Origin of the sequence: Myxococcus faecalis (assembly GCF_050039385.1) — a bacterium.
Classification (GTDB): Bacteria; Myxococcota; Myxococcia; order Myxococcales; family Myxococcaceae; genus Myxococcus; species Myxococcus fulvus.
This window is the reverse complement of sequence record NZ_CP144336.1, coordinates 223,448-246,629: the sequence shown is the minus strand read 5'-3', so window position 1 is coordinate 246,629 and position 23,182 is coordinate 223,448. Positions and strand designations below refer to the sequence as shown.

Annotated in this window: 24 protein-coding genes and 6 tRNA genes; 22 read left to right on the top strand and 8 right to left on the bottom strand. The window is 69.0% G+C overall.

Going from position 1 to position 23,182, the window contains the following annotated elements; genetic code table 11:
- Window positions 1-40 precede the first annotated feature (40 nt).
- A tRNA-Cys gene (locus VZQ01_RS00775) sits at window positions 41-112 on the bottom strand.
- 160 nt (window positions 113-272) lie between these two features.
- Here VZQ01_RS00775 and VZQ01_RS00770 point away from each other — a divergent pair.
- The 4 genes from VZQ01_RS00770 to fdxA all read left to right on the top strand — a co-directional run bounded on the left by VZQ01_RS00770 (window position 273) and on the right by fdxA (window position 3,481).
- Window positions 273-1,424, top strand: a complete 1,152-nt coding sequence (locus VZQ01_RS00770; RefSeq protein WP_223751730.1) for an acyl-CoA dehydrogenase family protein — start codon at window positions 273-275, stop codon at window positions 1,422-1,424.
- Window positions 1,425-1,521: 97 nt separating this feature from the next.
- On the top strand, window positions 1,522-1,875 hold the full coding sequence (locus VZQ01_RS00765; protein WP_223751729.1) for a rhodanese-like domain-containing protein: 354 nt from the start codon (window positions 1,522-1,524) through the stop codon (window positions 1,873-1,875).
- A gap of 73 nt (window positions 1,876-1,948) precedes the next feature.
- On the top strand, window positions 1,949-3,037 hold the full coding sequence (asd, locus tag VZQ01_RS00760; RefSeq protein WP_426746657.1) for an aspartate-semialdehyde dehydrogenase: 1,089 nt from the start codon (window positions 1,949-1,951) through the stop codon (window positions 3,035-3,037).
- Window positions 3,038-3,145: 108 nt separating this feature from the next.
- Window positions 3,146-3,481, top strand: coding sequence for a ferredoxin FdxA (fdxA, locus tag VZQ01_RS00755; protein ID WP_223751727.1), 336 nt, complete (start codon window positions 3,146-3,148; stop codon window positions 3,479-3,481).
- Window positions 3,482-3,571: 90 nt separating this feature from the next.
- Here the strand turns inward: fdxA and VZQ01_RS00750 are convergent, their stop codons facing one another.
- The 3 genes from VZQ01_RS00750 to VZQ01_RS00740 form a co-directional block, all read right to left on the bottom strand.
- On the bottom strand, window positions 3,572-4,381 hold the full coding sequence (locus VZQ01_RS00750) for a hypothetical protein (RefSeq protein WP_426746655.1): 810 nt from the start codon (window positions 4,379-4,381) through the stop codon (window positions 3,572-3,574).
- A 124-nt stretch (window positions 4,382-4,505) separates the two neighbouring features.
- Entirely contained in the window at window positions 4,506-5,558 is a 1,053-nt protein-coding gene (locus tag VZQ01_RS00745; protein WP_141332229.1) for a hypothetical protein, read from the bottom strand.
- A 14-nt stretch (window positions 5,559-5,572) separates the two neighbouring features.
- Window positions 5,573-6,742 carry an MFS transporter gene (locus VZQ01_RS00740; protein ID WP_223751725.1) on the bottom strand — a complete coding sequence of 390 codons (1,170 nt, stop codon included), beginning with the start codon at window positions 6,740-6,742 and terminating at the stop codon, window positions 5,573-5,575.
- A gap of 78 nt (window positions 6,743-6,820) precedes the next feature.
- On the opposite strand from VZQ01_RS00740, the gene VZQ01_RS00735 reads away from it, so the two are divergent.
- Window positions 6,821-7,297 carry a GNAT family N-acetyltransferase gene (locus VZQ01_RS00735; RefSeq protein ID WP_141332227.1) on the top strand — a complete coding sequence of 159 codons (477 nt, stop codon included), beginning with the start codon at window positions 6,821-6,823 and terminating at the stop codon, window positions 7,295-7,297.
- A gap of 12 nt (window positions 7,298-7,309) precedes the next feature.
- On the opposite strand, the gene hrpB is transcribed toward VZQ01_RS00735, so the two are convergent.
- The 4 genes from hrpB to VZQ01_RS00715 all read right to left on the bottom strand — a co-directional run bounded on the left by hrpB (window position 7,310) and on the right by VZQ01_RS00715 (window position 13,296).
- Window positions 7,310-9,874, bottom strand: a complete 2,565-nt coding sequence (gene hrpB / locus VZQ01_RS00730) for an ATP-dependent helicase HrpB (protein ID WP_426746654.1) — start codon at window positions 9,872-9,874, stop codon at window positions 7,310-7,312.
- A 305-nt stretch (window positions 9,875-10,179) separates the two neighbouring features.
- On the bottom strand, window positions 10,180-11,847 hold the full coding sequence (locus tag VZQ01_RS00725) for a hypothetical protein (protein WP_426746653.1): 1,668 nt from the start codon (window positions 11,845-11,847) through the stop codon (window positions 10,180-10,182).
- A gap of 71 nt (window positions 11,848-11,918) precedes the next feature.
- The gene (locus VZQ01_RS00720; protein WP_223784643.1) at window positions 11,919-12,623 is read right to left on the bottom strand and encodes an HAD family hydrolase; all 705 of its coding nucleotides are present in this window, start codon (window positions 12,621-12,623) and stop codon (window positions 11,919-11,921) included.
- Window positions 12,624-12,657: 34 nt separating this feature from the next.
- On the bottom strand, window positions 12,658-13,296 hold the full coding sequence (locus tag VZQ01_RS00715) for a HEAT repeat domain-containing protein (protein ID WP_426746652.1): 639 nt from the start codon (window positions 13,294-13,296) through the stop codon (window positions 12,658-12,660).
- An 87-nt stretch (window positions 13,297-13,383) separates the two neighbouring features.
- Here VZQ01_RS00715 and VZQ01_RS00710 point away from each other — a divergent pair, with 87 nt between their 5' ends.
- The 17 genes from VZQ01_RS00710 to rplJ all read left to right on the top strand — a co-directional run bounded on the left by VZQ01_RS00710 (window position 13,384) and on the right by rplJ (window position 23,158).
- Window positions 13,384-13,776, top strand: coding sequence for a hypothetical protein (locus tag VZQ01_RS00710; RefSeq protein WP_223784642.1), 393 nt, complete (start codon window positions 13,384-13,386; stop codon window positions 13,774-13,776).
- A 251-nt stretch (window positions 13,777-14,027) separates the two neighbouring features.
- A complete protein-coding gene (cglB, locus tag VZQ01_RS00705; protein ID WP_223751719.1) occupies window positions 14,028-15,311 on the top strand; it encodes an adventurous gliding motility lipoprotein CglB in 1,284 nt (427 codons plus the stop codon).
- A gap of 84 nt (window positions 15,312-15,395) precedes the next feature.
- Window positions 15,396-16,391, top strand: coding sequence for an ATP-grasp domain-containing protein (locus VZQ01_RS00700; RefSeq protein ID WP_223751718.1), 996 nt, complete (start codon window positions 15,396-15,398; stop codon window positions 16,389-16,391).
- A gap of 63 nt (window positions 16,392-16,454) precedes the next feature.
- Entirely contained in the window at window positions 16,455-16,904 is a 450-nt protein-coding gene (locus tag VZQ01_RS00695; protein ID WP_426746650.1) for a hypothetical protein, read from the top strand.
- A 5-nt stretch (window positions 16,905-16,909) separates the two neighbouring features.
- Window positions 16,910-17,716, top strand: a complete 807-nt coding sequence (gene rlmB, locus VZQ01_RS00690) for a 23S rRNA (guanosine(2251)-2'-O)-methyltransferase RlmB (RefSeq protein ID WP_223751716.1) — start codon at window positions 16,910-16,912, stop codon at window positions 17,714-17,716.
- A gap of 128 nt (window positions 17,717-17,844) precedes the next feature.
- Window positions 17,845-17,917: transfer RNA gene (locus tag VZQ01_RS00685), tRNA-Thr, on the top strand.
- A gap of 75 nt (window positions 17,918-17,992) precedes the next feature.
- Window positions 17,993-18,076 (top strand) — tRNA-Tyr (locus VZQ01_RS00680).
- A 9-nt stretch (window positions 18,077-18,085) separates the two neighbouring features.
- Window positions 18,086-18,161: transfer RNA gene (locus VZQ01_RS00675), tRNA-Gly, on the top strand.
- Window positions 18,162-18,187: 26 nt separating this feature from the next.
- A tRNA-Thr gene (locus VZQ01_RS00670) sits at window positions 18,188-18,263 on the top strand.
- A gap of 17 nt (window positions 18,264-18,280) precedes the next feature.
- Window positions 18,281-19,471 (top strand): elongation factor Tu, encoded by a 1,191-nt coding sequence (gene tuf, locus VZQ01_RS00665; RefSeq protein WP_267696508.1) that lies wholly within the window; start codon window positions 18,281-18,283, stop codon window positions 19,469-19,471.
- 101 nt (window positions 19,472-19,572) lie between these two features.
- Window positions 19,573-19,737, top strand: coding sequence for a 50S ribosomal protein L33 (gene rpmG, locus VZQ01_RS00660; protein ID WP_015349099.1), 165 nt, complete (start codon window positions 19,573-19,575; stop codon window positions 19,735-19,737).
- Between the two features lie 23 nt (window positions 19,738-19,760).
- Window positions 19,761-19,836, top strand: a tRNA-Trp gene (locus VZQ01_RS00655).
- A gap of 101 nt (window positions 19,837-19,937) precedes the next feature.
- On the top strand, window positions 19,938-20,381 hold the full coding sequence (secE, locus tag VZQ01_RS00650) for a preprotein translocase subunit SecE (protein WP_223751553.1): 444 nt from the start codon (window positions 19,938-19,940) through the stop codon (window positions 20,379-20,381).
- Entirely contained in the window at window positions 20,381-20,923 is a 543-nt protein-coding gene (gene nusG / locus VZQ01_RS00645) for a transcription termination/antitermination protein NusG (protein ID WP_046713309.1), read from the top strand. The genes secE and nusG overlap by 1 nt, the downstream gene beginning before the upstream one ends.
- 134 nt (window positions 20,924-21,057) lie before the next feature.
- Window positions 21,058-21,504, top strand: coding sequence for a 50S ribosomal protein L11 (gene rplK / locus VZQ01_RS00640; RefSeq protein ID WP_015349101.1), 447 nt, complete (start codon window positions 21,058-21,060; stop codon window positions 21,502-21,504).
- Between the two features lie 34 nt (window positions 21,505-21,538).
- On the top strand, window positions 21,539-22,249 hold the full coding sequence (rplA, locus tag VZQ01_RS00635) for a 50S ribosomal protein L1 (protein WP_426746649.1): 711 nt from the start codon (window positions 21,539-21,541) through the stop codon (window positions 22,247-22,249).
- A gap of 387 nt (window positions 22,250-22,636) precedes the next feature.
- Window positions 22,637-23,158, top strand: a complete 522-nt coding sequence (rplJ, locus tag VZQ01_RS00630; protein ID WP_141326200.1) for a 50S ribosomal protein L10 — start codon at window positions 22,637-22,639, stop codon at window positions 23,156-23,158.
- Window positions 23,159-23,182: the final 24 nt, after the last annotated feature.

Below are 23,182 nucleotides of genomic sequence, written 5' to 3'. Positions count from 1 at the left end.
CCCGATGCGGAGCGACTCTCCGCATCGGGCCTTTTCTATGAGGCGCCACCCGGATTCGAACCGGGGAATGAAGGTTTTGCAGACCTTTGCCTTACCACTTGGCTATGGCGCCAACGGCTTGGGGCCGGGTTTATACGCAGCCAGCCACCACCCGGTCAAGGAATCAACGGAACCGGCCCCCGGGTCCTGACGTGACGGTACGATTCGCGCTGAAACGGTGATGTCCGCCTCGGGTGGACGTCGCGTGCTCGAGACGACCGAGGAGTCGCGTGATGCTGCATGGGCATGGGGTGTACCAGGAGGAGCACGAGGCCTTTCGCCGTACGGTGAGGGCGGTGGTGGAGAAGGAGATCCTCCCTCACGTGGCGCGCTGGGAGGAGGCGGAGGAGTTCCCCCGGGAGCTCTTCGCGCGCTTTGGCGAGCTGGGCTTCCTGGGCCTGAAGTACCCCGAGGCATACGGCGGCACGGACGCCGGCGTGCTCTACGAGGCGGTGCTCCTGGAGGAACTGGGCCGCTGCGGCTCGGGTGGAGTGTCCGCGGGCCTGGGCGCCCAGTTCACCATCTCCACCGGACCGCTGCACCTGTTTGGCACGGACGAGCAGAAGCGCCGGTGGCTCGCCCCCGCGATTCGCGGCGAGAAGATCGGCGCGCTCGGAATCACGGAGCCGGACGCCGGCTCGGACGTCGCGGGGCTGCGCACCACCGCGCGCCGTGACGGGGCGCACTACGTCGTCAACGGCTCCAAGACGTACATCACCAACGGCGTGCGCGCGGACTTCATCGTCCTGGCCGTGAAGACGGACCCCTCCAGGGGCCACAAGGGCCTGTCCATGCTGGTGGTGGAGAAGGACACGCCGGGCTTCACGGTGAGCCGCAAGCTCAAGAAGCTGGGCTGGCGCGCCTCGGACACCGCCGAGCTGTTCTTCGAGGACTGCCGGATCCCCGCGGAGAACCTGCTGGGGGTGGAGGACCAGGGCTTCTCGCAGATCATGGGCAACTTCCAGTGGGAGCGCCTGTCGCTCGCGCTGGGCGCGGTGGGCGCCATGGAGGACATGCTGGAGCGCGTCGTCGAGCACGTGAAGTCGCGCCGCGCCTTCGGCCAGTCGCTCAGCCAGATGCAGGTGGTGCGGCACAAGCTGGCGGACCTGTTCACCGCCCGCGAGTGCGCGCGCCAGCTCACCTACCACGCGCTCCGGCTGCACGCGGCGGGGGAGTGGGCCGTCGCCCAGACCTCCATGGCCAAGAAGGTGGCCACCGAGACGGCGTGCCGCGTCGCGGACGAGTGCCTGCAGCTCCACGGCGGCGCCGGCTACATGATGGAGTACGACATCCAGCGTCACTGGCGCGACGCCCGCCTGGGGCCCATCGGCGGCGGCGCCAGCGAGGTGATGAACGAAATCATCGCCAAGCAGCTCGGCCTGTAGGCCGTTCGGGACGTGGGGGAGGGGCAGGCGACCAGGCGGGACGGAAGAGGCCCCGGGGGCCCCGGGTTGAGACCGGAGAGCCCCCGCGGAGGTGTTGGTGGAGCCCACCATCCTGTGTACCGAGCTGTACCTGCGCCTGGGAGATGACGAGCTGCTCGTCATCGACTGCCGGGCCCCCTTCGACTGGGAGCACCACGACTTGCACATCCCCGGTGCCCTGAGGATGTTGCCCACGGAGGTGGCCCGGGACCACCGGATGCTGCCCGACGACGAGCTCATCGTCCTCTGTGGCGGCGCGCCGGACGGCTCGGATGTGCGCCGCGTCTGTCGCCTGCTGCGCATGCACGGGCGCAAGGCCGTCTGCCTCGACGGAGGCCTCCCCGCCTGGATTCGCGGGGGCTATCCCACCGAGCGGCACGTCCGTGCCCAGGTGGCGGGCCTGCACCGTTAGGTTTCTCCTGGATGCGGTGCGTCGTCAAAGGGTGTATGGAGCGGCGGACTTCCTCCCTTGGAGAACCGTTCCCATGGCCAAGCTTCGTGCCGCCCTCATCGGCGCCACCGGACTCGCGGGGCAGCAGTTCATCGCCGCCCTCAGGAACCACCCGTTCATCGAGCTGACCGGCCTGGCCGCGTCGCCTCGCTCGGCGGGAAAATCCTACGGGGACGCCCTGCGCACGGCCAACGGCATGACGGCGTGGTTCGTCTCCGAGCCGCTCTCGCCTGAAATCGCCCGCATGCAGGTCATCAGCGGCGACGCGCTCCAGGCCCAGGACTACGACCTGGTCTTCTCCGCCGTGGAGGCGGACGTCGCCCGGGAGCTCGAGCCCCGGCTGGCCCGGGACATCCCCGTCTTCTCCGCCGCGAGCGCCTTCCGCTACGAGGACGACGTCCCGCTGCTCATCCCGCCCGTCAACGCCGCGCACGCGCCGCTCGTGCGCGAGCAGCAGCGGCGCCGCGGCTGGAAGGGCTTCATCGTCCCCAGCCCCAACTGCACGACGACGGGCCTGGCCGTGACGCTCGCGCCGCTCGTCGAGCGCTTCGGTGTGAAGGCCGTGCTGATGACCAGCCTGCAGGCCATGTCCGGCGCCGGCCGCTCGCCGGGCGTCATCGGCATGGACATCCTCGACAACGTCATCCCCTACATCCCCAAGGAGGAGCACAAGGTCGAGGTGGAGACGAAGAAGATCCTCGGCGCGTTGGGCGCGGACGGCTCCGCCCTCACGCCCCACGACCTCCGGGTCTCCTGCACCTGCACCCGCGTGGCCGTGATGGAGGGCCACACCGAGTCCGTCTTCGTCTCGCTGGGCACCAAGGCCACGGTGGCTGAAGTCACCCAGGCGATGCGCGAGTGGCGCGGCGCCGAGGTGGCCCGTGACCTGCCGTCCTCGCCCCCCCGCTGGATCGAGGTGCTGGACGACCCGTTCCGTCCTCAGCCCCGGTTGGACCGGGAGACCCATGGAGGCATGGCCACCACCGTCGGACGCGTGCGCGAGGATGGTGTCCTGGAGAACGGCTTCAAGTACGTGCTCGTCTCCCACAATACGAAGATGGGAGCGGCGCGTGGGTCCATCCTGGTGGCCGAGCAGCTGCGGGCCCAGGGGTTGCTCGGCTGACACCGCCGCGCGTCGGACCGATGGCACAAATTCAGGGTGCCATCCCTGTAACGAACCATTAGTCTGCGCGCCCACGGACGCGCTGAAGATTTCTAGAGGAGAGCTTTCATGGCCTACGTCGTCGCGGACCCTTGCATCAAGTGCAAGTACACAGACTGTGTCGAGGTCTGCCCGGTCAACTGTTTCTACGAGGGTGCGAACTTCCTGGTCATCCACCCGGACGAGTGCATCGACTGTGGCGCGTGCGAGCCCGTGTGCCCCACCAAGGCCATCTTCCCGGAGACCGAGCTCCCCGCGAAGTGGAAGGACTACAAGGCGCTGAACGCGGACTTCTCGTCCAAGTGGCCCAACATCGCGGAGAAGAAGACGTCCCTCCCCGAGGCCGAGGAGTACAAGGACAAGGAGGACAAGCGCTCCCTCCTGAGTGACGCGCCCGGCAAGTAGTCCGCTGGCGCCTGTCGCGCCCGTGAGTCTCGAGAAGGCCCTCCCGCTTGTTTCCGGCGCGAGGGCCTTCGCCATTGCGGGGCGCCTCATTCAGCCCGCGCTCAGCGAACGCAGCCGGAGCCCGCGTGCCTCCAGGGCCTCGCGCAGTCGGGTGAGCTCCGTGTCGGGGACGGGCCCCTGGTGGCCCTGGATGCGCAGCGAGACTTCACGGGGACCCGTCCGCTCCACCTCCACCGTGGCGTGCAGGCTGCCTCGGACGCTGAGGCTCAGCGCGGGGCGCTGTGACTTCACCAGGACCTCGATGCGCTCGATGACCTCCAGGGTCGACTCCACGCGGCTCGGTGGCTCGGGTGGGCTTGCTCCCGTCGACGCCGGGGCCAACTGCCGCGCCTCCAAAGGCGTGCCCTCCTGGGTAGGGACCGGCCGTGGGTTGTCCACGGGGACGGACTCGGTCCTGGGCGTGCTCGACCCGGGCGTCGTGGGGAGCTGCGCCGCCTGACGGGAGACCTCCCGGACGACGAGCTCCGTGAGGCGCTGCTCGGTCCGCTCCTGATTCAGGACCTGCGCTTCACTCCGCACCGCACCCAGCCGGTGGGACTCGACGTGCATCGCCTGTCGGACCATGCCCAGCCGCTCGGGACTGGCCAGCACCCCGCGGGAGGTCGAGAGCACGGTGGTGGTGGTTCGGACGGTGGCGAGGCTCCGGGCTCCGAGCGGGAGGCTCGGCGGACGCGCCTTCACCCCTGCCGCAGCCTTGGGTTCGCCGGGAGCGGGCCGGGGTGGGGTGGCCGGAGGACGCCGTGGGGCGGACTCCTGGAGGGCTCGCTGGAAGCGCTCGCCGTCGGCGGGCCGTCGGGTGGAGGTACCGCTGTCGGTGGAGGCGTCGGTGTCGACCTTCATGTCATCCCTCGCTGGCGTGCGGGGGCGACACGAAGCAGCGGTCATGCCAGGAGGCTCTCCCCATGGGACGGTGGCGTCACCGTCCCAGCCGATGGAGGTCCAGGCTCTGGCGTGGGATGGGCCTTCAGCGCGGCTTCGAGCCGAACGCTCCGGGCTGCACCGGTGCGATGCCGGTCAGGTCGTTGACGGCCAGGGGACAGGAGGCCAGCGCCATGGGCTCCACGAGCCCGCCGATGCGCGCCCAGTCCCGCTCCTGGAAGAGGAGCGCGTCGCGCAGCTCGATGGACGACAGGCCCTTCTTGTACTCCCAGAAGCGACCCCTCACGAGGACGGTGTTGCCCTTGAGCAGCTTGTTGAGGTCCACGTACTGCTTGTCCTGGAGGATGGCGACGACCTCCACGCGCTCGCGCTTGCGCGGCTTGCCGAACTGGAACTCGTAGGTCGCCGTCGGCGCGGGCTCGGGCTCCGTCCAGATGAGGCGGGCCACCATGCGCTCCGGCTCCGGCTCCTCGCCCTTCTTGAGCTTCTTCTTCTTGGGCTTCTCCAGCTTCACGTCCACCAGCTCCAGGCCGCTGAACGCCAGCTCGTGGTCCAGGTAGTTGTCGCGGAACAGGGCCTCGGCGGTGGAGACGGCCACCGAGTTCACCCGCTGGACCTCCTCCTTGTACCGCTCTCGCAGCACCGGCAGCGTGAGCAGGAAGCTGTCCACCGGCTTCGTGCCGTCGGCGAGGAAGCGCAGCCGTGCCATGTCGATGGCCGGGTAGTAGGGGACGAGCGACTCGGCCGTCTTCAACCAGTCGGGGCGCAGCTGCTTGTCGATGAGCACCCGTCGCACCATGGTGACGAAGTAGCTGTTGCCCGGGAAGCGGTCCGTCACCAGCTGGGTGTTCAGCGCCTGCACGAGCGCCGGATCCAGCATGAAGTTCTCGTCGCGCTTGTGGAACTGCGTGCCCACCTCGCCGAGCAGCGTCAGGTACGCGCCCACCACCTGCGCGCAGTTGGCGTCGGCGGTGCCCTGGTCCAGGGCCTGGAACAGGCGCGTGCGCAGGAAGCGTTTGTCGATGGCCTCCTCGCGGAAGACGGGAGCCTCTCCGGTGCCGAAGAAGAACTCGGGCTGGGCGAGTGCGGGGCTGGCCAGCAGCCCCAGGGCGAGGACGAGCAGTCGGGCGGTACGCATCACCCGGCAGCCTATCATCCCGGGCTCGTCGTGGAGAGTGGGGCGGGCACGGCGGACGCCCGCAGGACCAGGCCCGCGGCGACCAGCTCCACCACGCCTGCCACCGCGAAGAGCCGATGGCCGCCGAGCCAGTCGTAGCCCACTCCCGACGACAGGTAGCCCACCAGTCCGCCGAGTCCGAAGGTGAACGCCGCGAACAGCGCCTGCCCGGACGCGCGCAGCTCCGGGGGCACGCGTCGCGACAGGAACGCCACGCTGGCCACGTAGAACGCGCCGAAGGTCATCCCGTGCAAGGGCGCTATCAGCACCATGCCCTCGGGGGACGACACCAGGGCCATGCCGCCCCAGCGCACCGCGCTCGCGACGAAGGCCACGGCCAGCACGACGCGCGGCGCGGTGTCCTTGGCCACGCGCGAGTAGAACGCCATCACCGCCACCTCCGCGATGACGCCGATGCCCGCCACCGTGCCGACCACCGCGGGCGACAGGCCCAGCGACATGACGTGGATGGAGAAGGTCCCGTGGAAGGGCGCGCACGCCATCCAATGCAGGCTGGTGGCGGCGAGCAGCCAGCGCAGGTCCGGGTGTCTCAGGAGCGCCAGGCCCGCCAGCGGGCTCAGGCCCCGGCTGGGCGCGGCGGTGTCCCGCAGGGTGAAGCTCCAGGGCACGAGCGCGGACAGCAGCGCGAGCGGGACCAGGACCACCCACTCGTTCACGCCCGTGACGAGCCAGCCGAAGAGCACCGTCGAGGTGATGAACCCCACGGAGCCGAAGAGCCGCACGTGCGCGAAGCTGTCCCCGGTGCGCGCGACATGGTGCAGGGTGAGGCTGTCCATGAGGGGCGTGAAGGCGCAGACGAAGCACGCGTACAGCGCCATGGCCGGCACGAGCGTGTCGAAGGTCCGCGCGCGGCCCACGAGCGCGAAGGCGAGCGCCGCGCCGAGCGCCAGCACGGTGAGGACCCGGGACGCACGGCCGGTGCGGTCGGCGAGGTGGCCCCACATCGGCGGAACGAGCAGGGAGGCCAAGGGGCTGAGGCACAGGAGCAGCCCCACCTGCGTCGCGGACAGCGACAGCGACTTGAACCAGGCGGGCAGGAACGGGAGGACGATGCCCACCGCGGCGAAGTAGAGGAAGTAGAAGCCCGCCAGCGGCAGGCGGCTGGCGACGGGGCGGGGGCTCATGGACGGTTGGGACCTTGACATGTCCGGGTGCTTTTCCGCCTGTTGACCTCGCTGCCTTTTGTGTACCTTGCCCTCGACATGGCCAGTTCCACGGACATTTCCGCGCCCGTCACCGTCGCCCAGATCCGGGACGAGGCGGAGCTCATGCAGGCGCTCGCCATCCGCGAGGTGGTGTTCATCGAGGAGCAGCACGTCCCCGAGGGCATCGAGCGCGACGCCGAGGACGCGAACGCGTACCACATCATCGCCCACCAGGGAGGCCACGCCATCGGCACGGGGCGGCTGGTGATGTTGCCTCAAGCGCCCGAGGGCGAGCAGGGCCCCTGGGGGCAGGTGGGGCGCATGGCGGTGCTGCAGGCGCATCGCAAGGCCCGCGTGGGCTCGCTGCTTTTGACGACCCTGGAGGCGGAAGCGGTCCGCCGCGGGGTCAAGGGCATCATGCTGCACGCGCAGCTCTACGCGCTCGAGTTCTACAAGAAGCACGGCTACACCGAGGTGGGCACCGTGTTCCTCGAGGGCGGCATCGACCACCTGGAGATGCGCAAGCGCTTCTAGGTGGCCGTGGTTTCAGCGGCGCGGAGGACGGGGCGCGGGAGGCTGTGCGTGCCTGGGGTCCTCCGGCCAGGAGTGGCGCGGGTACTTGCGCCCCAGCTCCTTGCGCAGCGCCGGGTAGTGTCGCTCCCAGAAACCCGCCAGGTCGGTCGTCACCTGCACGGCGCGCATGTTGGGCGCGAGCAGGTGGAGCACCAGCGGCACGCGGCCCGCGCACACGCTGGGCCCCTGCGCCATCCCGAAGAAGTCCTGGAGCCGTGACTCCACCCAGGGCGGCTTGCCCGGCTCGTAGTTCACCTTGACGCCCCGGCCGCCCGGGAGGGTGACGCGCTCGGGAGCGTGTGTGGCGAGCAGTCGCTGCTGTTCCGAGGTGAGGCGCGCGTAGAGCGCGTCGAGTAGCGAGACGCCCTCCAGGTCCTTGAAGCTGCGCGCGTCCGAGCACAGGGACGCGAGCGCATCGCGCAGGAAGGTGTCGTCGACGGTGGGGAACTTCGCCTCGGGGAAGGACTGGGCGAGCAGGGCCACGCGGGTGCGCCATTGCTCCAGCGCCTCGGGCTCCGCGAAGCGGCCGGGGCCGGCGGCGAGCGCGGCTTCGACGAGGACGCGCGCGGTGGCCTCGGAGGCGGGCGCGGGCGTTCGGGTCTCCTCGAGGACGAGGTTGCCGTAGGACAGGCGGGTGAGGCGCTCCACGCGGCGCGCCTCGGCGTTCCACTGGAGGGTGTCCACCTCCTCGAGCGTCTCCGGGTAGAGGTCCAGCAGCCACTCGGGCTCCACGGCGCTGGCCAGTCGCACCACGGCGCCGCGGCCGGGGCGCTCCTCCGCGTCCGCGGCGACCATCAGGTCCGCGTCCTGGACGACGCTCAGCTCGGAGAGGGACGCGGTGCCGCCGCCGAAGAGCAGCAGCTCGGGCGCGCGGGGTCGACGACGTCGCGCGACGCGGTCCGGGTAGCCCGCGAGGACGCTGAGCATGAGGGCCTGTTCCACGTCCTCGGGTCGGTGCGGGCGCTCGCCCTGGCTTCGCACGGCGCGGCGGAGCTGCTTCTGCACGCGGTCCACGGACTGCACCGCGCCCTGTTCGAGCGAGAGGGAGTGGAGGCGTCCGGAGGAGAAGTTGGAGCGCTCGGCTTCGCGGAAGCGTTCGAGGAGCTCGAGCAGATCCGAGGGGCCACTGACGACGGCGGCGGCGCGCTGGCCACCCCCGAGGTTGGCGCGAGCCTCGCGGCGGATGTCGCGCTCGCCCATGAGGGCCGCGAGGGTGGCCGCGTCGGCGCCGACACCGCGTCGCTCGCCTTCGACGATGATGCGAGCCTGGCGCGGGTGGACAGGGAAGCGCAGGAGGCGCTGGCCCACGTCGGTGACGGCCCCCTTGGCATCCACCGCGCCGAGGCGACGCAGCAGCGTCTCCGCCGCGTCGAGCGAGGCGGTGGGAGGTGGCTCGAAGAAGGGGAAGGCGGTCAGGTCGGTCACGCCGGAGGCGCGAAGGGACAGGATGGTCTCCGCCAGGTCCATGCGGCGGATCTCGGGCGCGTCCTGTTCCGGGCGACCGTCGAAGTCGTGCTGGGTGTAGAGGCGAAGGCAGTGCCCGGCGCGGGTGCGGCCGGCGCGGCCTGCGCGCTGGACGGCGGAGGCGCGGCTGACCTTGGACAGCTTGAGCGTGGGGAGTCCTGACCAGGGCGAGTGGCTGGCCACGCGCGCGAGGCCCGTGTCGATGACCACGGCGACGCCGTCGATGGTGACGGAGGTCTCGGCCACGTTGGTGGAGAGGATGATCTTCCGGCGCGAGCTCCTGCGCACGGCGCGGTCCTGCTCCGCGGGGGACAGGTCGCCGTGGAGGGGGAGGACGTCGGTGTCGTGGCGTTCGGCGAACTCGGCGCAGGCGTCGCGGGTGCGGCGGATCTCTCCGGCGCCGGGGAGGAAGACGAGCACATCGCCGTCGACGCCCTGGGTGAACAGGCGCTTGATGCCGGAGAGGACCTGCTGGTCCAGGTGCCGGTCATCGGGAGTCGGGAGGTATTCGACGCTCACGTCGAAGCGGCGTCCCTGGGAGCGAAGAGAGGGACAACCTCCGAGGTATGCCCGGACGGGTTCGGCCTCCAGGGTCGCGGACATGACGACGAGCTTGAGGTCCGGGCGACGCGTCTCCTGGAGTCGACGGAGCATCGCGAGGGAGATGTCGGCGGACAGGTGGCGCTCGTGGAACTCATCGAGCACGACGATGCCGACGTCGCGGAGGGTGGGGTCGGAGAGGAGGCGTCGGCCGAGGACGCCCTCGGTGACGAAGGACATGCGCGTCTTCGCGCTGCGGACATCCTCGAAGCGGACCTGGTAGCCGACAGTTTCTCCCACGCGCTCGCTGATCTCCTCGGAGACACGCTGGGCGGCGAGCCGGGTGGGCAGTCGGCGCGGCTGGAGGACGACGATCTCCTTGCCCGCGCCGAGACCGGCTTCGAGCAGGGCGCGGGGGACTCGGGTCGTCTTGCCCGCGCCGGGAGGTGCTTCGAGCACGAGCGAGCGAGCGCCGCGCAGTGTGGAGACGATCTCCGGGAGGAGCGGGTCGATGGGAAGGGTGGCATCCGCCATGGCGGGTGTCCTCTCAGGGGCGAGCCGGGGCTCGCTCACGGGGCGTCGCACAATGGCGCGTGCGGCACGCAGTGGGGAAGGGCGGCATCCATTCAGGCGCGAGCCGGGGCTCGCTCACGGGGCGTCGCACGATGGCGCGTGCGGCACGCAGTGGGGAAGGGCGGCATCCATCCTGGCCGGAGTGCTCTCGCGCACGCCTTGGGCTCGCATGGGTGAACGGGCCTCGCCAATGTGGAGAAGCCCGCTGGAAGGGGCGGTCGGCATCCGTCATGTCCGGTCTCCGCTCAACGCGCGCGGAGGCTCGCTCACGGTGTCTCGCTGCCTGCCCCGCCGGAAGGCGACGTCGCGTTCCGCTTCTTCCGCACGGAGGGCGCCTGCGCCCGAGCCGCCTCGGAGTCTCGGGCGCCGCGAGTGCGGTGCTCCTGGGGGGCCTCGGTGTCGTCGCTCGACTCACGCTTCCGGCCACGAGGAGTGCCACCCGTATCCTCTCCGGAACCGGATGGGGCGCCCGGGGATGCGCCTGTGCCTCGCCGGCCGCGTGGGGTCGAGGTGCCTGCGTCGTCCGAACCCGCGCTGTCATTCGCCGTCAGGTTCGTTCTGCCCTCACGCCTCCGTCCACGTCCCGTCGAGCCGCGAGGCCCTTCGGAAGAAGCCGCTCCATCGCTCGGGCTTGAAGCCGCTTCCTCGGAACCTATCGAAACAGAGGCCGGGTCCTCATTGGAGCCCGAGAGGGTGGACGCGCCATGCCGAGCGTCCTCCGCCGAAGCGACGGGAGGCGCATCTGCCCCCGCGTCGGCCACACCCAGATGGACACCCGGCGTCGACGCAGCGCGGGTGGTGGCCGCGCCGGTTTCGGCCGCACCCGAAGGACGTCGGGGTCCGCGACCCGCCTTCGCGCGGGGCTCCTCCGCCGTTGCATGCGCGCCTGTCGCGACAGGGGCCGTCATGACGGCGGCCGTGGCGCGCCCGTTCACGTGTTCCTCGGAGCCCCCATCGGTATTCTCGGTTGTATCTGCCACGTCGTTGTCAACAGTGGCGGAGTCCGCATCGTACGAGGTGGCGAGGTCCGCGGAGTCTCCCTCCATCGCCTCGGTGGGCTCATCGAGAGCCGGCTGCCCCACCCCGGATGTCTCGAGCGGAGCTGCGGGCGGCGCGTCACCCTCCTCGAGAGGAGAGTCGAGCGCGGCGACCTCGGCGAGCTCCGCCTCGGTGGGCTCCATGGAGTCCGAGGGCTCGAGGTCGAGCGCGCCGAGTCCCTCGTCGGACGGAGCAAGACCGCGTCCCGCGCGGCGCTTGGGCTTGAGTCCGAGCGCCGCGGCCTCATGGACGCTGGGCACGGGAACGAGCGCGGCCTCGGAGAGAAGACGCGCCTGGCGCAGCGCCACTTCCAGCTTGCGGCCGAGGTTGACCAGTTCCTCTCGCAGCACCGCCTCCTGTTCCGGGGACAGCGGCGCGGGCTCATGGCTGGAGCGCCAGGCGGCGTGCGCCGTGGCCACCTGCTCCATCACGGGCCGGACGAGCGCGAAGTCGTCGCGAGCGAAGATGCGCGTGACGTAGGCGCTGCGGGTGCGACGGTCGTAGGAGGTCGCGTACTCGAAGATGGTGTCCCGGGGGGCGCGGCGGAGCTGCGCGAACTTGAGGTGGGGGAAGAGCGCCTCGATGACGGGCGCGCGGCTGCTCGCGGTGAAGGTGATGCCCGCGTGCAGCTTCTCCAGCGCATCGACCCACAGGCCTTGCTGGTGGAAGGCGAACTCCTCGCGGGCCTCATCGAGCTCGGGCAGGTCCTTCACCCGGTCGACGACCCCAGCCGCGGGAGCGCGGGTGGTGCGCACCAGCTCCAGGGCGGTGGCCAGCCAGCTCTTCTCTGCATCGAGGCCGGGGCGGCCAGCGAGCATCTCCCCCGCGGTGGCGAGCCGTGCCTCGAAGGCCTCGGCGAAGCGGATGAGCTCATAGGACTCGAGCGTGGATGACATGCGGCGGGCTCCTCGGAAGGGCGGCGGGAGATACCACAGCCCGGGCTCGGCTCCGAGCGCGGGCGGGGGCCTCAGCTTCGGCCGAGCAAGGTCGGAAGGGCGTCGCGGTGCGAGAAGTCGGCGAAGGCCGCGTGAGCGCCGGCCTTCAACAGGGCCTCGGCGGTGAAGGTCCCGGTCCCCACGCCGATGCACTCGGCGCCGATGCCCAGGGCCGCGTCGACGTCCTTGGGCGTGTCGCCGATGATGACCACCCGGCACTCCTCGCGAGGCACCCCGAGCAGCGCCGCGCCCGCCTCCGCGCCCCGGCGGATGAGCTCCACGCGGTCCTCGTGGTCGCAGCCGAAGCCACCGAAGGCGAACTGGTCATGGATGCCGACGCGCTCCAGCTTCACGCGAGCGCCCTCGCGCACGTTGCCGGTCCCCAGTCCCACCGCGAAGCCCTCGAGGCCACGCGCCGCCTGCACGGCCTCGCGCATGCCGGGGTAGACGAGGTAGCGCTGCGCGTCGACCTTCCGCACCTCGTCCGCCAGGTGCGTGAGGTAGGCGGCGATGCCCGCGTCGATGGCCGCTTCGGTGTCCTCGACGCCGATGACGCGCAGGGCCTTCCGGACGATGCCCCGGTCGGTCATGCCGGACATGGGGAACGAGTCGCACGCATCGCGGCGGCCGTGGAGCTGCTCGAAGGCACGGTCCATGGCGCGGCGGCCCGCGCCGCCAGTGGTGATGAGGGTGCCGTCGATATCGAACAGGAGGACCGTGGGACGCATGGACCCCATCTAACGGAAGGCTCGGGCCGAGGCGAGCGCCGAGTCACGGCTCCGCGAGGCTGAGGCCGCGCTGGAGCGCCTCTCGCACGAGGGGACGTTCCTCCAAGGGGAGTCGTTCCTCGAGTGCCTGTCGGACCTGCTGTCCGCCGAGCCGTCCGAGCGCCAGGGCGACGGCCTCCCGCACGGGCTCCTGCTGGTCCGTGAGGCGGGCGGAGAGCGAAGGAATTGCGTCGGTTCCCAGGCAGCGCGCCAGGGCTCCCGCGGCGCTCGCGCGAACGTCCGCGGGAGCGCGTGCGTCCTCCAGCACCTCCTGGATGGAGTGCGCGCTCTGCGTCGGGTCCACCAATGCCAGCGAGGCCACGGCCCGGGCCCGTCGCGTCGAGGGCGCGGAGCCATCCATCACCAGCGAGCTGAGGACAGGCACGGCCTGAGGCCCGAGCCGTCGGAGTTGCTCGTCGCGCGGTGTGCCCTGGGAGGCATCGAGCAGGGACTCCACCTGCGCGCGCAGGTCGCGAGGAGGAGTGGCCGTGGGAGGAGGCTCGCCAGCGCCCCGGGAGTAGGCCAGCGCGGAGCCAGCGGAGGTGGCCAGCAGTCCGGCGCCGAGCACGAGGGCGCGCCATCGTCGTCCCCGCGTGGCGCGAGGAGCGAAGGTGGAGGGGGGCGGCGAGGTCGGGGTCGACATGGGGCGCCTCGGCGAGGGGAGGGGGGAGGTCCAGGGTTATACGCCTTTTGCCCGCCCGGACTCGAACCCCGGTAAGGTGCTTCGTCGATGGCTGGACGGGTCTTCTTCTTTCTGCAGCACGCCACGTATGAGCCGGCGTTCCAGGCCGCCTCCATGGGCATCACCGCGGTGGCCATGGGGGACGAGGTCTACTTCGTCCTCGCCTTCGATGCCCTCCGTGCCTGGGTGGACGGAACCTTCGGTCACCCCGACGGCGAGCGCGAGCGGGAGGAGCACGCGCGAGGTGAGAGGCTGGGCGTGCTGGCCCCCGCGAAGATGCTGGAGGAGGCGAGGGCGCTGGGGGCGAGGTTGATCGCCTGCGACACCACGGTGCGCCTGTGTGGCTACCCGCCGGAGGCACTGAGTGGCGCCCTGGACGAGGTGATGGGGCTCGCCTCCCTCTGGCGCCTCACGCAGGGCGCCCGCACGCTGTCGCTCTAGCCTCTCCACCCCGAGGCGCGCCAGGCAGGCGACAATGTCGTCTGCTCCGCTCCGGGTGTGCGCCTGTCGACGAGGCGCGTCGGCTCCTGCTGTAACCTCGCAGTCTCATCCGAACCCTCGGACCCCTCCTCTTGAGGCTGTAGCCTCCAGGGGGAGTCACGCGTTACTCTTGCGCCCAAGCCGTCCCCCTGAAGAGCCCGGCCGCGCGGAGCTCCGCGTCCCCCCATAGAAGCAGAAGGAATTCATCACCTATGCGCGCCAAGTTGAACCTCCTGAGCCTGAGCGCCCTTGCTCTGGGCGCCCTCGCAGGCGTCGTCACGGGCTGTCAGTCCTACGACTTCGAGCCGGTGGAGCCGCTCGCCATCGCGCAGACGACGGTCGAGGAGACCATCTCGGCCCTGTCGAGCAAGCCCAACATCATGCTGTTGGTGGACGTCTCCGGCTCCATGACGCTGCCGGTGAATCCGAGCGAGCCCACCTGCATGGTGCGCAACAACCAGGGCAACCTGGTGGTGTGCGGCCAGTCGCTGGCGTGCCCCACGGACACGTGCCCCACGCGCTGGACGGATCTCCAGGCCGCCGTCCCCCAGTTCCTCGCGACCAGCGGTCCGTTCGTGCGCTTCGGCCTGACGACCTACCCGGAGGCCACGGGCAACTCGGGCGTCGAGGCGTGCACCAAGGCCTCGGCGACGTCCGTGCGCAAGGACCTTCCCGCAGTCGAGGACGACGGCTCGCTGCTCGAGCACGCCAACTCCATCAACGCCATCCTCCAGGGCATCCCCAACTTCGGCACGGGGCAGCCCATCGGCGGCACGCCCACCAGTGGCAGCCTCCGGTTCGTCGGAAGCCTGGAGGCGTTGAAGGACCCGGACCGCAAGAACTTCGTCATCCTGCTGACGGATGGTCTGCCCAACTGCAATGAGGCCAATGAGTACTCCGGTGCGGAGAACCCGGCCCAGTGCAAGTGCACCATCTCCGCCACCGGCTGCTCCACGGCGGGCACCGCCTTCGAGCGGCGCGGCTGCCTGGACACGAACGCCTCCGTGACGGCGGTTCAGGAGTTGAAGGCCGCGGGCGTGACGACCATCGTCATCGGCTTCGGCGCGGAGACCGCGACGGGCGAGGGCACCGCGGTGCTGCAGGCCATGGCCGCGGCGGGTGGCTTCGCCCGCTCCTGCGCGGATGACCCGACGGCGTGCGGCGCCAATGACACCTGCATCGCGGCGACAGGCCTGTGCAGCCGGACCTTCTACCAGGCGGGCAACCAAGAGGAGCTCGCGGCGGCGCTCGAGCGCATCAGCAAGGAAGTCATCAACCCCGAGCCGTGCCTGATCCCCCTGAAGGGCCCGCAGCTGCCGTCCAACCCCCAGCTCATCGTCGTGTACGTCGAGGAAGAGCGGCTCCAGGCGGGTGATGGGACGTGGAGCCTCACGGACGAAGGTGTGCTCTTCAACGGCGCCACCTGCGACCGCATCAAGAACTCGCGCCCGGAAGATCCCATCAAGATCGAGATCCGCGCCATCCGTCAGCGCTGAGCAGGCGGCCGGGGGCGGCTTTACCCCGGGGGTGGTGGGGATTATAGGTCCCGTCCGCCTCCGGCCCGGTTGCCGCCCCTGCCCATGAAAGTCACCCTTCTCTCGCGCTCCGCTTCCATTCCGTCCACCCGACGTCTTGTCGAGGCGGGGCGCGCGAGGGGGCATCAGCTCCGCGTTCTCAACCCTCTCCGGGTGCAGATGCACCTGGATGGAGGGGGAAGCGCCACCCTCTATTACGACCGCAAGAAGCTGGCGCCCACCGACGTGGTGCTGCCGCGCATCGCCCAGTCCATCAACACCTATGGCCTGGCGGTGGTGAACCAGTTCGCGCTCCACGGCGTGCCGCTGGTGAACCACGCGCAGGCCATCGCGCAGTCGCGCAGCAAGATGCGCTCGCTGCAGCTGTTGTCCGCGCACGGCATCGACATCCCCGCCACGGTGATGGCGCGCGACGCCGCCCAGCTCAAGGAGATGGTGGGCCTGGTGGGCGGTGTCCCCGTCCTGGTGAAGCTGCTGCAGGGGCAGGAGAAGCACGGGGTGATGGTGTGCGAGAGCCTCCAGTCCCTGGAGGCCGCGCTCGAGGCGGTGCTGGGCCTGGGGCACAACCTGGTGATGCAGGAGTACGTGAAGAGCACCAGCCAGGATGTGCGCGTGCTGGTGGTGGGCGGCAGGGCGATCGCGGCCGTCCGCAGGCGTCCTCGCCCGGGCCGGCTCGCCCACACGCTCATCAAGGGCGCGCGTCTGGAGGAGATGGACCTGTCCCCGGGGCAGCGGGCCACGGCGGAGAAGGCCACCCGGCTGGTGGGCCTGGAGGTCGCGGCCGTGGACCTCCTGGACGTCCAGGGCCAGTCCAAGGTCTTCGAGGTGAACAGCTCTCCCGCGCTGCCGGAGATGGAGGCGGTGACGGGCATGGACCTGGCCACCCCCATCATCATCCGGGCCGAGGAGCTGGTCGCGGGCGCGGAGCCTGTGTCGATGCCGGACCTGCTCCCACCGAGCCCGCTCGCGAGTGCCCTCGTCCCATCACCGCGCAAGAAGCGCGCGAGCCGTGCGCCGCGGAGCGGCTCGGAGGGCGCGTGAACAGAATCCCGGCACCTCACGTCGAGGCGTGATACGCAACCCCCGCATCCAGGAGACCCAGCCATGTCGCACATCCGAAGCGTCACCTCCGTCGCCGCCCTGCTGGTGGCCTGCGTCTGGGCGCCCCCGGCGTCCGCGAACGAGGTGGACCCCGCCAGCCTCTATGACGTGTCCACCGACGGCTCCTCCTCCCAGGTGAAGGCGGGAGAGAAGGGCGTGTTCGTGGTCTCGGTGAAGACGAAGTCCGGCGCGCATGTCTCCGAGGAGGCCCCGCTGAAGCTGGACGTGAAGGGCACCCAGCTCACCGTGGCCAAGGAGAAGCTGGGCCGCGAGGACTCGGTCTCCAAGAAGGCCGCGGGTCAGGAGTTCGCCGACCCCCGCTTCGAGGTCCCCTTCACCGCGGCCGCCGCGGGCAAGGGCTCGGTGGACGCCAAGCTCGTCTTCTTCATCTGCACGGAGAAGATCTGCGCGCGTCAGCAGAAGACCCTCTCCGTCCCTGTCGAGGTCCTCTAGTCCCCATGCGTGAGCGTTCCTCCCGAGGTGGTCGAGGCGAGCGCGAGGGGGGAGATTCCTCCGCGCGGCACGTCTATGGGGTGAATCCGGTCCTCGAGGCCCTGCGGGCCCGGCCGGATGAGGTCGAGCGGTTGTTCATCGTGGAGGGACAGCTCGCGGCCAAGGCCGCGGGGGAGCTGCTCAGCCGCGCCCGGGACGCGGGCGTCCGCGTCGAGAAGGTGTCGCGCGAGCGGCTGGCCGTGATGGCCGACGGCGGCGTGCACCAGGGCGTGGTGCTGGAGCTCCGGGGCTTCAAGTACGCGGAACTCGAGGACCTCCTCGACGCGGCCCAGGCCAGCAAGCGGCCCGCGCTCGTGGTCGTGCTCGACGGCATCCAGGATCCGCACAACCTGGGGGCCATCATCCGGTCGGCCCATGCGCTCGGGGCCCATGGGGTGGTCATCGCCAAGGACCGGGCCGTCCAGGTGACGGGGACGGTGGCCAAGGCGTCCGCCGGAGCGGTGGAGCACTGCCTCATCGCCCGGGTGGTGAACATCTCGCGCGCCCTGGAGCAACTGAAGGAGGCAGGGCTCTGGGTGGCCGCGGCCGACGTGGACGCGACCGAGCCCATGTGGAGCGCCCGGCTGGACGGCCCCCTGGCCCTCGTCGTGGGCGCCGAGGGGGGAGGGGTGAGGGAGGGTGTGCTCAAGCACTGCGACCACCGCCTGCGGATTCCCATGGCGGGTCAGGTCGGTTCACTCAATGCGTCCGTTTCGGCCGGCATTCTGCTATACGAGGTCGCCCGCCAGCGGGGGAGCAGCTCATCCCGTTAGTCGGTCTGAACCCGGGATCAATCTCCTTGACTTGGGTGATGGGGACTTCTAAAAGGGCGCGCCTCGCACATCGGAGTCGGGTGGTTGACGGCTTCGGTGCAGGTAGGGTAGGGCAGGAGCCGATGAGTGCCGGTGTAGCTCAGTCGGTAGAGCAACTGATTTGTAATCAGTAGGTCGCGGGTTCAAGTCCCGCCGCCGGCCAAGCAGGACGGGGCCGCGGATGAGGGCCCGGGACGAGCAGTGCGGGGGCAGTTGAAGTCGATGGTTCAAAATTCTGGAGGGATACCCAAGCGGCCAAAGGGAGCAGACTGTAAATCTGCCGGCTCTACGCCTTCGATGGTTCGAATCCATCTCCCTCCACTCGGCATTGCGGGAATAGCTCAGTTGGTAGAGCGTCAGCCTTCCAAGCTGAATGTCGTGGGTTCGAATCCCATTTCCCGCTCCAAACGTTGTAGTTCATAGCATCGCCAAGCCCTGATAGCTCAGTTGGCAGAGCGCATCCTTGGTAAGGATGAGGTCACCAGTTCAATCCTGGTTCAGGGCTCCATTTTTTAGAGGAGTGTCATGGCCAAGGAGAAGTTCGAGCGTAACAAGCCCCACGTGAACATCGGCACGATCGGACACGTGGACCACGGCAAGACGTCGCTGACGGCGGCCATCACGAAGGTGCTGGCGAAGACGGGCGGCGCCACGTTCCTGGCGTACGACCAGATCGACAAGGCGCCGGAAGAGCGCGAGCGCGGCATCACGATTTCGACGGCGCACGTGGAGTACCAGACGGCGAACCGTCACTACGCGCACGTCGACTGTCCGGGCCACGCCGACTACGTGAAGAACATGATCACGGGCGCGGCGCAGATGGACGGCGCGATTCTGGTGGTGTCGGCGGCGGACGGCCCGATGCCCCAGACGCGTGAGCACATCCTGCTGGCGCGCCAGGTCGGTGTTCCGTACATCGTGGTCTTCCTGAACAAGGTGGACCTGCTGGACGACCCGGAGCTGCGCGAGCTGGTGGAGATGGAGGTGCGTGACCTCCTGAAGAAGTACGAGTTCCCCGGCGACACCATCCCCATCATCCCGGGCTCCGCGGTGAAGGCGCTCGAGGGTGACACGAGCGACATCGGCGAGCCGGCCATCCTGAAGCTGATGGCGGCGGTGGACAGCTACATCCCGACGCCGCAGCGCGCGACGGACAAGCCCTTCCTGATGCCAGTGGAGGACGTGTTCTCCATCGCCGGCCGTGGAACGGTGGCGACGGGCCGCGTGGAGCGTGGCAAGATCAAGGTCGGCGAGGAGGTCGAGGTCGTCGGCCTGCGCCCGACGCAGAAGACCGTGGTCACGGGCGTGGAGATGTTCCGCAAGCTGCTGGACGAGGGCATGGCGGGCGACAACATCGGCGCGCTGGTCCGCGGCCTGAAGCGTGAGGACATGGAGCGTGGGCAGGTGATTGCCAAGCCTGGCAGCATCACGCCGCACACCAAGTTCAAGGCGCAGATCTACGTGCTGTCGAAGGAAGAGGGTGGTCGCCACACCCCGTTCTTCAAGGGCTACCGTCCCCAGTTCTACTTCCGCACGACGGACGTGACGGGAACGGTGAAGCTGCCGGAGAACGTGGAGATGGTGATGCCGGGCGACAACATCGCGATCGAGGTGGAGCTCATCACCCCTGTCGCGATGGAGAAGGAGCTGCGCTTCGCCGTTCGCGAGGGTGGCCGCACGGTGGGCGCCGGCGTCGTGGCGGAAGTCATCGAGTAACCCGCCCGGGGAGCTTTCGAGCTCCCTGGCCCCAAACACCGGATTCCGAGGGGAAGGTGCCTGATGGTAACCTTCCCCTTCCGTGTCTGAAGAGGTAGGCCATGCCGAAGGGCAATCGTTCCATCATTTCGCTCGAGTGCACGGTGTGCAAGGAGCGGAACTATACGACCACGAAGAACAAGCGGAAGAGCCAGGACAAGCTCGAGCTGAGCAAGTTCTGCTCGCGGTGCCGCAAGCATACGGACCACAAGGAAGGTAAGGTCTAGGTCGGTAGTTCCTGAGAGATTCTAGGCCAGTAGCTCCAACGGTAGAGCAGCGGTCTCCAAATCCGCGTGTTGGGGGTTCGAATCCCTCCTGGCCTGCCAAGTCTCAGTGGGAGCGGGGCCCCCGGTACCTGGAGGTACCGGGGGTTCCTGTGTTTCCGCAGTTCGTGAAATTTCGCTTTCGCAGTACCTCGTGAGGCACCATGGCGACGGCATCAGAGGCCAGCCAGCAGGCTAACCGCTCGGCGATGGATCCGAAGCGGCTCGTGGTCATCTTCTACCTCCTCGCCGGCATCATCCTGGCGCTGTTCCTGGAGCGCTTGTTCGGAGCGCTGTGGGCCAGCTTCGGATGGCCCGATGCGGTGCTCGTCGAGGGGTTGGACTGGAAGGTGTCCACGCTCGTGGGCTACCTGGCGGCCGTGGGCCTCGCGCTGGCCGGCTACTTCCACCCCAAGACGCACACTCTCTCCATGGAGGTCGCGTCCGAGCTGATGAAGGTGTCCTGGCCTACCTGGCCGGAGACCCGGACGTCGACCGTGGCCGTGGTCGTCGCCTCGCTCGTGGCCGCGGTGCTGCTCTTCTGCATCGACACCGTCGCATACAACTTGATGGTGGAGTGGCTGCCGTCCCTGTGGGGGAAGCTGTAATGGCGATGAAATGGTTCGTGGTCCACACCTACTCGAACTTCGAGAACCAGGCGAAGAAGAGCCTGGAGGAGAAGATCCGCCTCGAGGGGCTCCAGGACCAGTTCGGTGAGATCCTCATCCCCATGGAGCAGGTCGTGGAGATGGTGAAGGGCGAGAAGAAGACCTCTCGCCGCAAGTTCTTCCCTGGCTACATCTTCGTGCAGATGGAGCTGAACGACCGGACGCTCCACCTGGTGAAGAACACGCCGAAGATCACCGGCTTCCCGGGGACGGGGCAGAACGAGCAGCCGCGGCCCATCTCGGAGAAGGAGGTCGCGAACCTCACGTCGCAGATCTCCGAGGGCACGCTCAAGCCCAAGCCCAAGGTGCAGTTCGACGACGGCGACACGGTGCGTGTGGTGGACGGCCCGTTCGCCAACTTCAACGGCACGGTGGAAGAGGTCAACGCGGAGAAGGGTCGCGTGAAGGTGCTCGTGAGCATCTTCGGTCGCGCCACCCCCGTGGAGCTGGACTTCATGCAGGTGGAGAAGACCACCGGCTAGTTTTTCGCGGGCGACTCGGATAGAGCGCGCCTCGCGGCACTTCCGCGTCCGTCAGGACGCGGTCCCATGGGTGGGAGAGCCTCCCCGTCTGGAGGCCCGTCTGGACCACCCCCTCGAAAGGCAGTTGTCAGCCGATGAAGAAGGTCACAGGTCAGGTCAAGCTGCAGATTCCCGCCGGCAAGGCGAACCCCGCCCCGCCGATCGGCCCCGCGCTCGGTCAGCAGGGCGTGAACATCATGGAGTTCTGCAAGCAGTTCAACGCGAAGACGCAGGCGGAGGCCAAGGAGGGGCTGATCATCCCGGTGATCATCACCGTCTATCAGGACCGCTCCTTCACGTTCATCCTCAAGACGCCTCCGGCGGCCGTCCTCATCAAGAAGGCGGCGGGCCTGCACACCGAGAAGAAGAAGGGCTCGGGAGCGAAGAAGCCTGGCAAGGAGAAGGTGGGGCAGATCACCCGCGCGCAGCTCGAGGAGATCGCCAAGAAGAAGATTCAGGACACCACCGCCGCGTCGCTCGAGGCCTGCATGAACACCATTGCTGGCACCGCGCGCTCCATGGGCATCGACGTCGTCGGCTAGGCCGCCGCCCCACTCACGGACGAGGATTTCTGTCATGGCTAATGGGAAGAAGTTCCGGGCGGCCGCCGCGCTGGTGGACCGCGAGAAGCGTTACACGGTGGCCGAGGGTTTCGCGCTGCTGAAGAAGACGGTGGATGCGCGCGCGTCGAAGTACGACCAGACGGTCGACGTGGCCATCAACCTGGGTGTGGACCCGAAGCACGCGGACCAGATGGTCCGTGGCGCCGTGGTCCTCCCGAACGGTACGGGCGCCACCGTGCGCGTGGCCGTGTTCGCCAAGGGCGAGCGCGCCACCGAGGCTGGCAACGCGGGCGCGGACATCGTGGGCGCGGAGGACCTCCAGAAGCGCATCGAGGAGGGCTTCCTCGACTTCGACACCGTCATCGCCACCCCGGACATGATGGGTATCGTGGGTCGCCTCGGTAAGGTGCTCGGTCCTCGTGGCCTCATGCCGAACCCGAAGGTCGGCACGGTGACCATGGACGTGGCCAAGGCCATCCGCGACGCCAAGGGCGGTAAGGTCGACTTCCGCGCGGAGAAGGCCGGCATCGTCCACGCGAAGATGGGCAAGTCCTCCTTCTCGGTGGACAAGCTCGAGGGCAACTTCAACGCGCTGGTGGACCTGGTGATGAAGCTCAAGCCGGCCACCGCCAAGGGCGTGTACCTGAAGGGCATCGCCATCTCCACGACGATGGGCCCGGGCATCAAGATCGATACCCAGGAGATTCTGGCCCGCCACCGCTAGGCGGCCAGCAGGCGGGCGGTGCTCACTTCCCCGCAGTGGGGGAGTCAGAGCTGCCGCCTGCCTGACGTCTCAGGTTCGAAAGTTCTGGATCTTTGCCGAAGCCGGGGGTATAGGCCCCCGGCTTTTGCAATTGGAGCGCCACGTCATGAGGCGTGCGCTTCGACCTGGTTCATGACAGCAGGGACCCGGTCAGAGGAGAAGTGCCCCGTTGGGAACCGGACAACCGGTCGGGGCGTGGCTTCCTCTGTCGGGTTCAAACGGCCGCAAGGCCAGCCCTGCCGAGACTGGAGGTGCGGTGTGGTGTCTCTCGGAGGCTCCTCTCGCTCTGCCACTTTGGCCCAGGCATCACGCCCGTCGGAAGACGGGCCAAGAAGGAGGTGAGTCAAAGTGCTGAAGAGCGAGAAGGAGGAGATGATCAAGGAGCTCCACGAGAAGTTCTCGCGGACCAAGTCGGCCATCGTCGCGGAGTTCTCCAAGGTGGATGTGGAGACGGTGACGAAGCTGCGCAAGAAGTTCCGCGAGGGCGGCGTCGAGTACAAGGTCATCAAGAACACGCTGGCGCGCCGTGCCGCGCAGGGCACGGACGTGGCTGTCATCGCTGATGACTTCACGGGTCCGGTGGCTCTGTGCCTGAGCTACGGCGACGTGGTGGCCCCGGCGAAGATCCTGACCGAGTTCACGAAGGACCTCGAGGACAAGATCAAGATCCGCACCGCCGTGGTCGACGGCCGCAAGGTCGACGTCAACGGCGTCAAGCAGCTGGCGAAGCTGCCGGGTCTCAACGAGCTCCGGGCGCAGCTGCTCGGCATGCTCAACCAGCCGGCTGGCAAGCTGGTTCGGACGATTGCCGCCCCGGGTTCCCAGCTCGCGCGGGTCGTTCAGGCCCACGCGGACAAGGCGCAGGGTTAGTTTTCCTGATTCATCCGAGAAGTT

What these genes read in the sequence shown, in the direction of transcription:
- VZQ01_RS00770 (WP_223751730.1), top strand. Translation starts at nt 273, where the DNA reads ATGCTGCATGGGCATGGGGTGTACCAGGAGGAGCACGAGGCCTTTCGC.
- asd (WP_426746657.1), top strand. Translation starts at nt 1,949, where the DNA reads ATGGCCAAGCTTCGTGCCGCCCTCATCGGCGCCACCGGACTCGCGGGG.
- fdxA (WP_223751727.1), top strand. Translation starts at nt 3,146, where the DNA reads ATGGCCTACGTCGTCGCGGACCCTTGCATCAAGTGCAAGTACACAGAC.
- VZQ01_RS00750 (WP_426746655.1), bottom strand. Translation starts at nt 4,381, where the DNA reads ATGAAGGTCGACACCGACGCCTCCACCGACAGCGGTACCTCCACCCGA.
- VZQ01_RS00745 (WP_141332229.1), bottom strand. Translation starts at nt 5,558, where the DNA reads ATGCGTACCGCCCGACTGCTCGTCCTCGCCCTGGGGCTGCTGGCCAGC.
- VZQ01_RS00740 (WP_223751725.1), bottom strand. Translation starts at nt 6,742, where the DNA reads ATGAGCCCCCGCCCCGTCGCCAGCCGCCTGCCGCTGGCGGGCTTCTAC.
- VZQ01_RS00735 (WP_141332227.1), top strand. Translation starts at nt 6,821, where the DNA reads ATGGCCAGTTCCACGGACATTTCCGCGCCCGTCACCGTCGCCCAGATC.
- hrpB (WP_426746654.1), bottom strand. Translation starts at nt 9,874, where the DNA reads ATGGCGGATGCCACCCTTCCCATCGACCCGCTCCTCCCGGAGATCGTC.
- VZQ01_RS00725 (WP_426746653.1), bottom strand. Translation starts at nt 11,847, where the DNA reads ATGTCATCCACGCTCGAGTCCTATGAGCTCATCCGCTTCGCCGAGGCC.
- VZQ01_RS00720 (WP_223784643.1), bottom strand. Translation starts at nt 12,623, where the DNA reads ATGGGGTCCATGCGTCCCACGGTCCTCCTGTTCGATATCGACGGCACC.
- VZQ01_RS00715 (WP_426746652.1), bottom strand. Translation starts at nt 13,296, where the DNA reads ATGTCGACCCCGACCTCGCCGCCCCCCTCCACCTTCGCTCCTCGCGCC.
- VZQ01_RS00710 (WP_223784642.1), top strand. Translation starts at nt 13,384, where the DNA reads ATGGCTGGACGGGTCTTCTTCTTTCTGCAGCACGCCACGTATGAGCCG.
- cglB (WP_223751719.1), top strand. Translation starts at nt 14,028, where the DNA reads ATGCGCGCCAAGTTGAACCTCCTGAGCCTGAGCGCCCTTGCTCTGGGC.
- VZQ01_RS00700 (WP_223751718.1), top strand. Translation starts at nt 15,396, where the DNA reads ATGAAAGTCACCCTTCTCTCGCGCTCCGCTTCCATTCCGTCCACCCGA.
- VZQ01_RS00695 (WP_426746650.1), top strand. Translation starts at nt 16,455, where the DNA reads ATGTCGCACATCCGAAGCGTCACCTCCGTCGCCGCCCTGCTGGTGGCC.
- rlmB (WP_223751716.1), top strand. Translation starts at nt 16,910, where the DNA reads ATGCGTGAGCGTTCCTCCCGAGGTGGTCGAGGCGAGCGCGAGGGGGGA.
- tuf (WP_267696508.1), top strand. Translation starts at nt 18,281, where the DNA reads ATGGCCAAGGAGAAGTTCGAGCGTAACAAGCCCCACGTGAACATCGGC.
- rpmG (WP_015349099.1), top strand. Translation starts at nt 19,573, where the DNA reads ATGCCGAAGGGCAATCGTTCCATCATTTCGCTCGAGTGCACGGTGTGC.
- secE (WP_223751553.1), top strand. Translation starts at nt 19,938, where the DNA reads ATGGCGACGGCATCAGAGGCCAGCCAGCAGGCTAACCGCTCGGCGATG.
- nusG (WP_046713309.1), top strand. Translation starts at nt 20,381, where the DNA reads ATGGCGATGAAATGGTTCGTGGTCCACACCTACTCGAACTTCGAGAAC.
- rplK (WP_015349101.1), top strand. Translation starts at nt 21,058, where the DNA reads ATGAAGAAGGTCACAGGTCAGGTCAAGCTGCAGATTCCCGCCGGCAAG.
- rplA (WP_426746649.1), top strand. Translation starts at nt 21,539, where the DNA reads ATGGCTAATGGGAAGAAGTTCCGGGCGGCCGCCGCGCTGGTGGACCGC.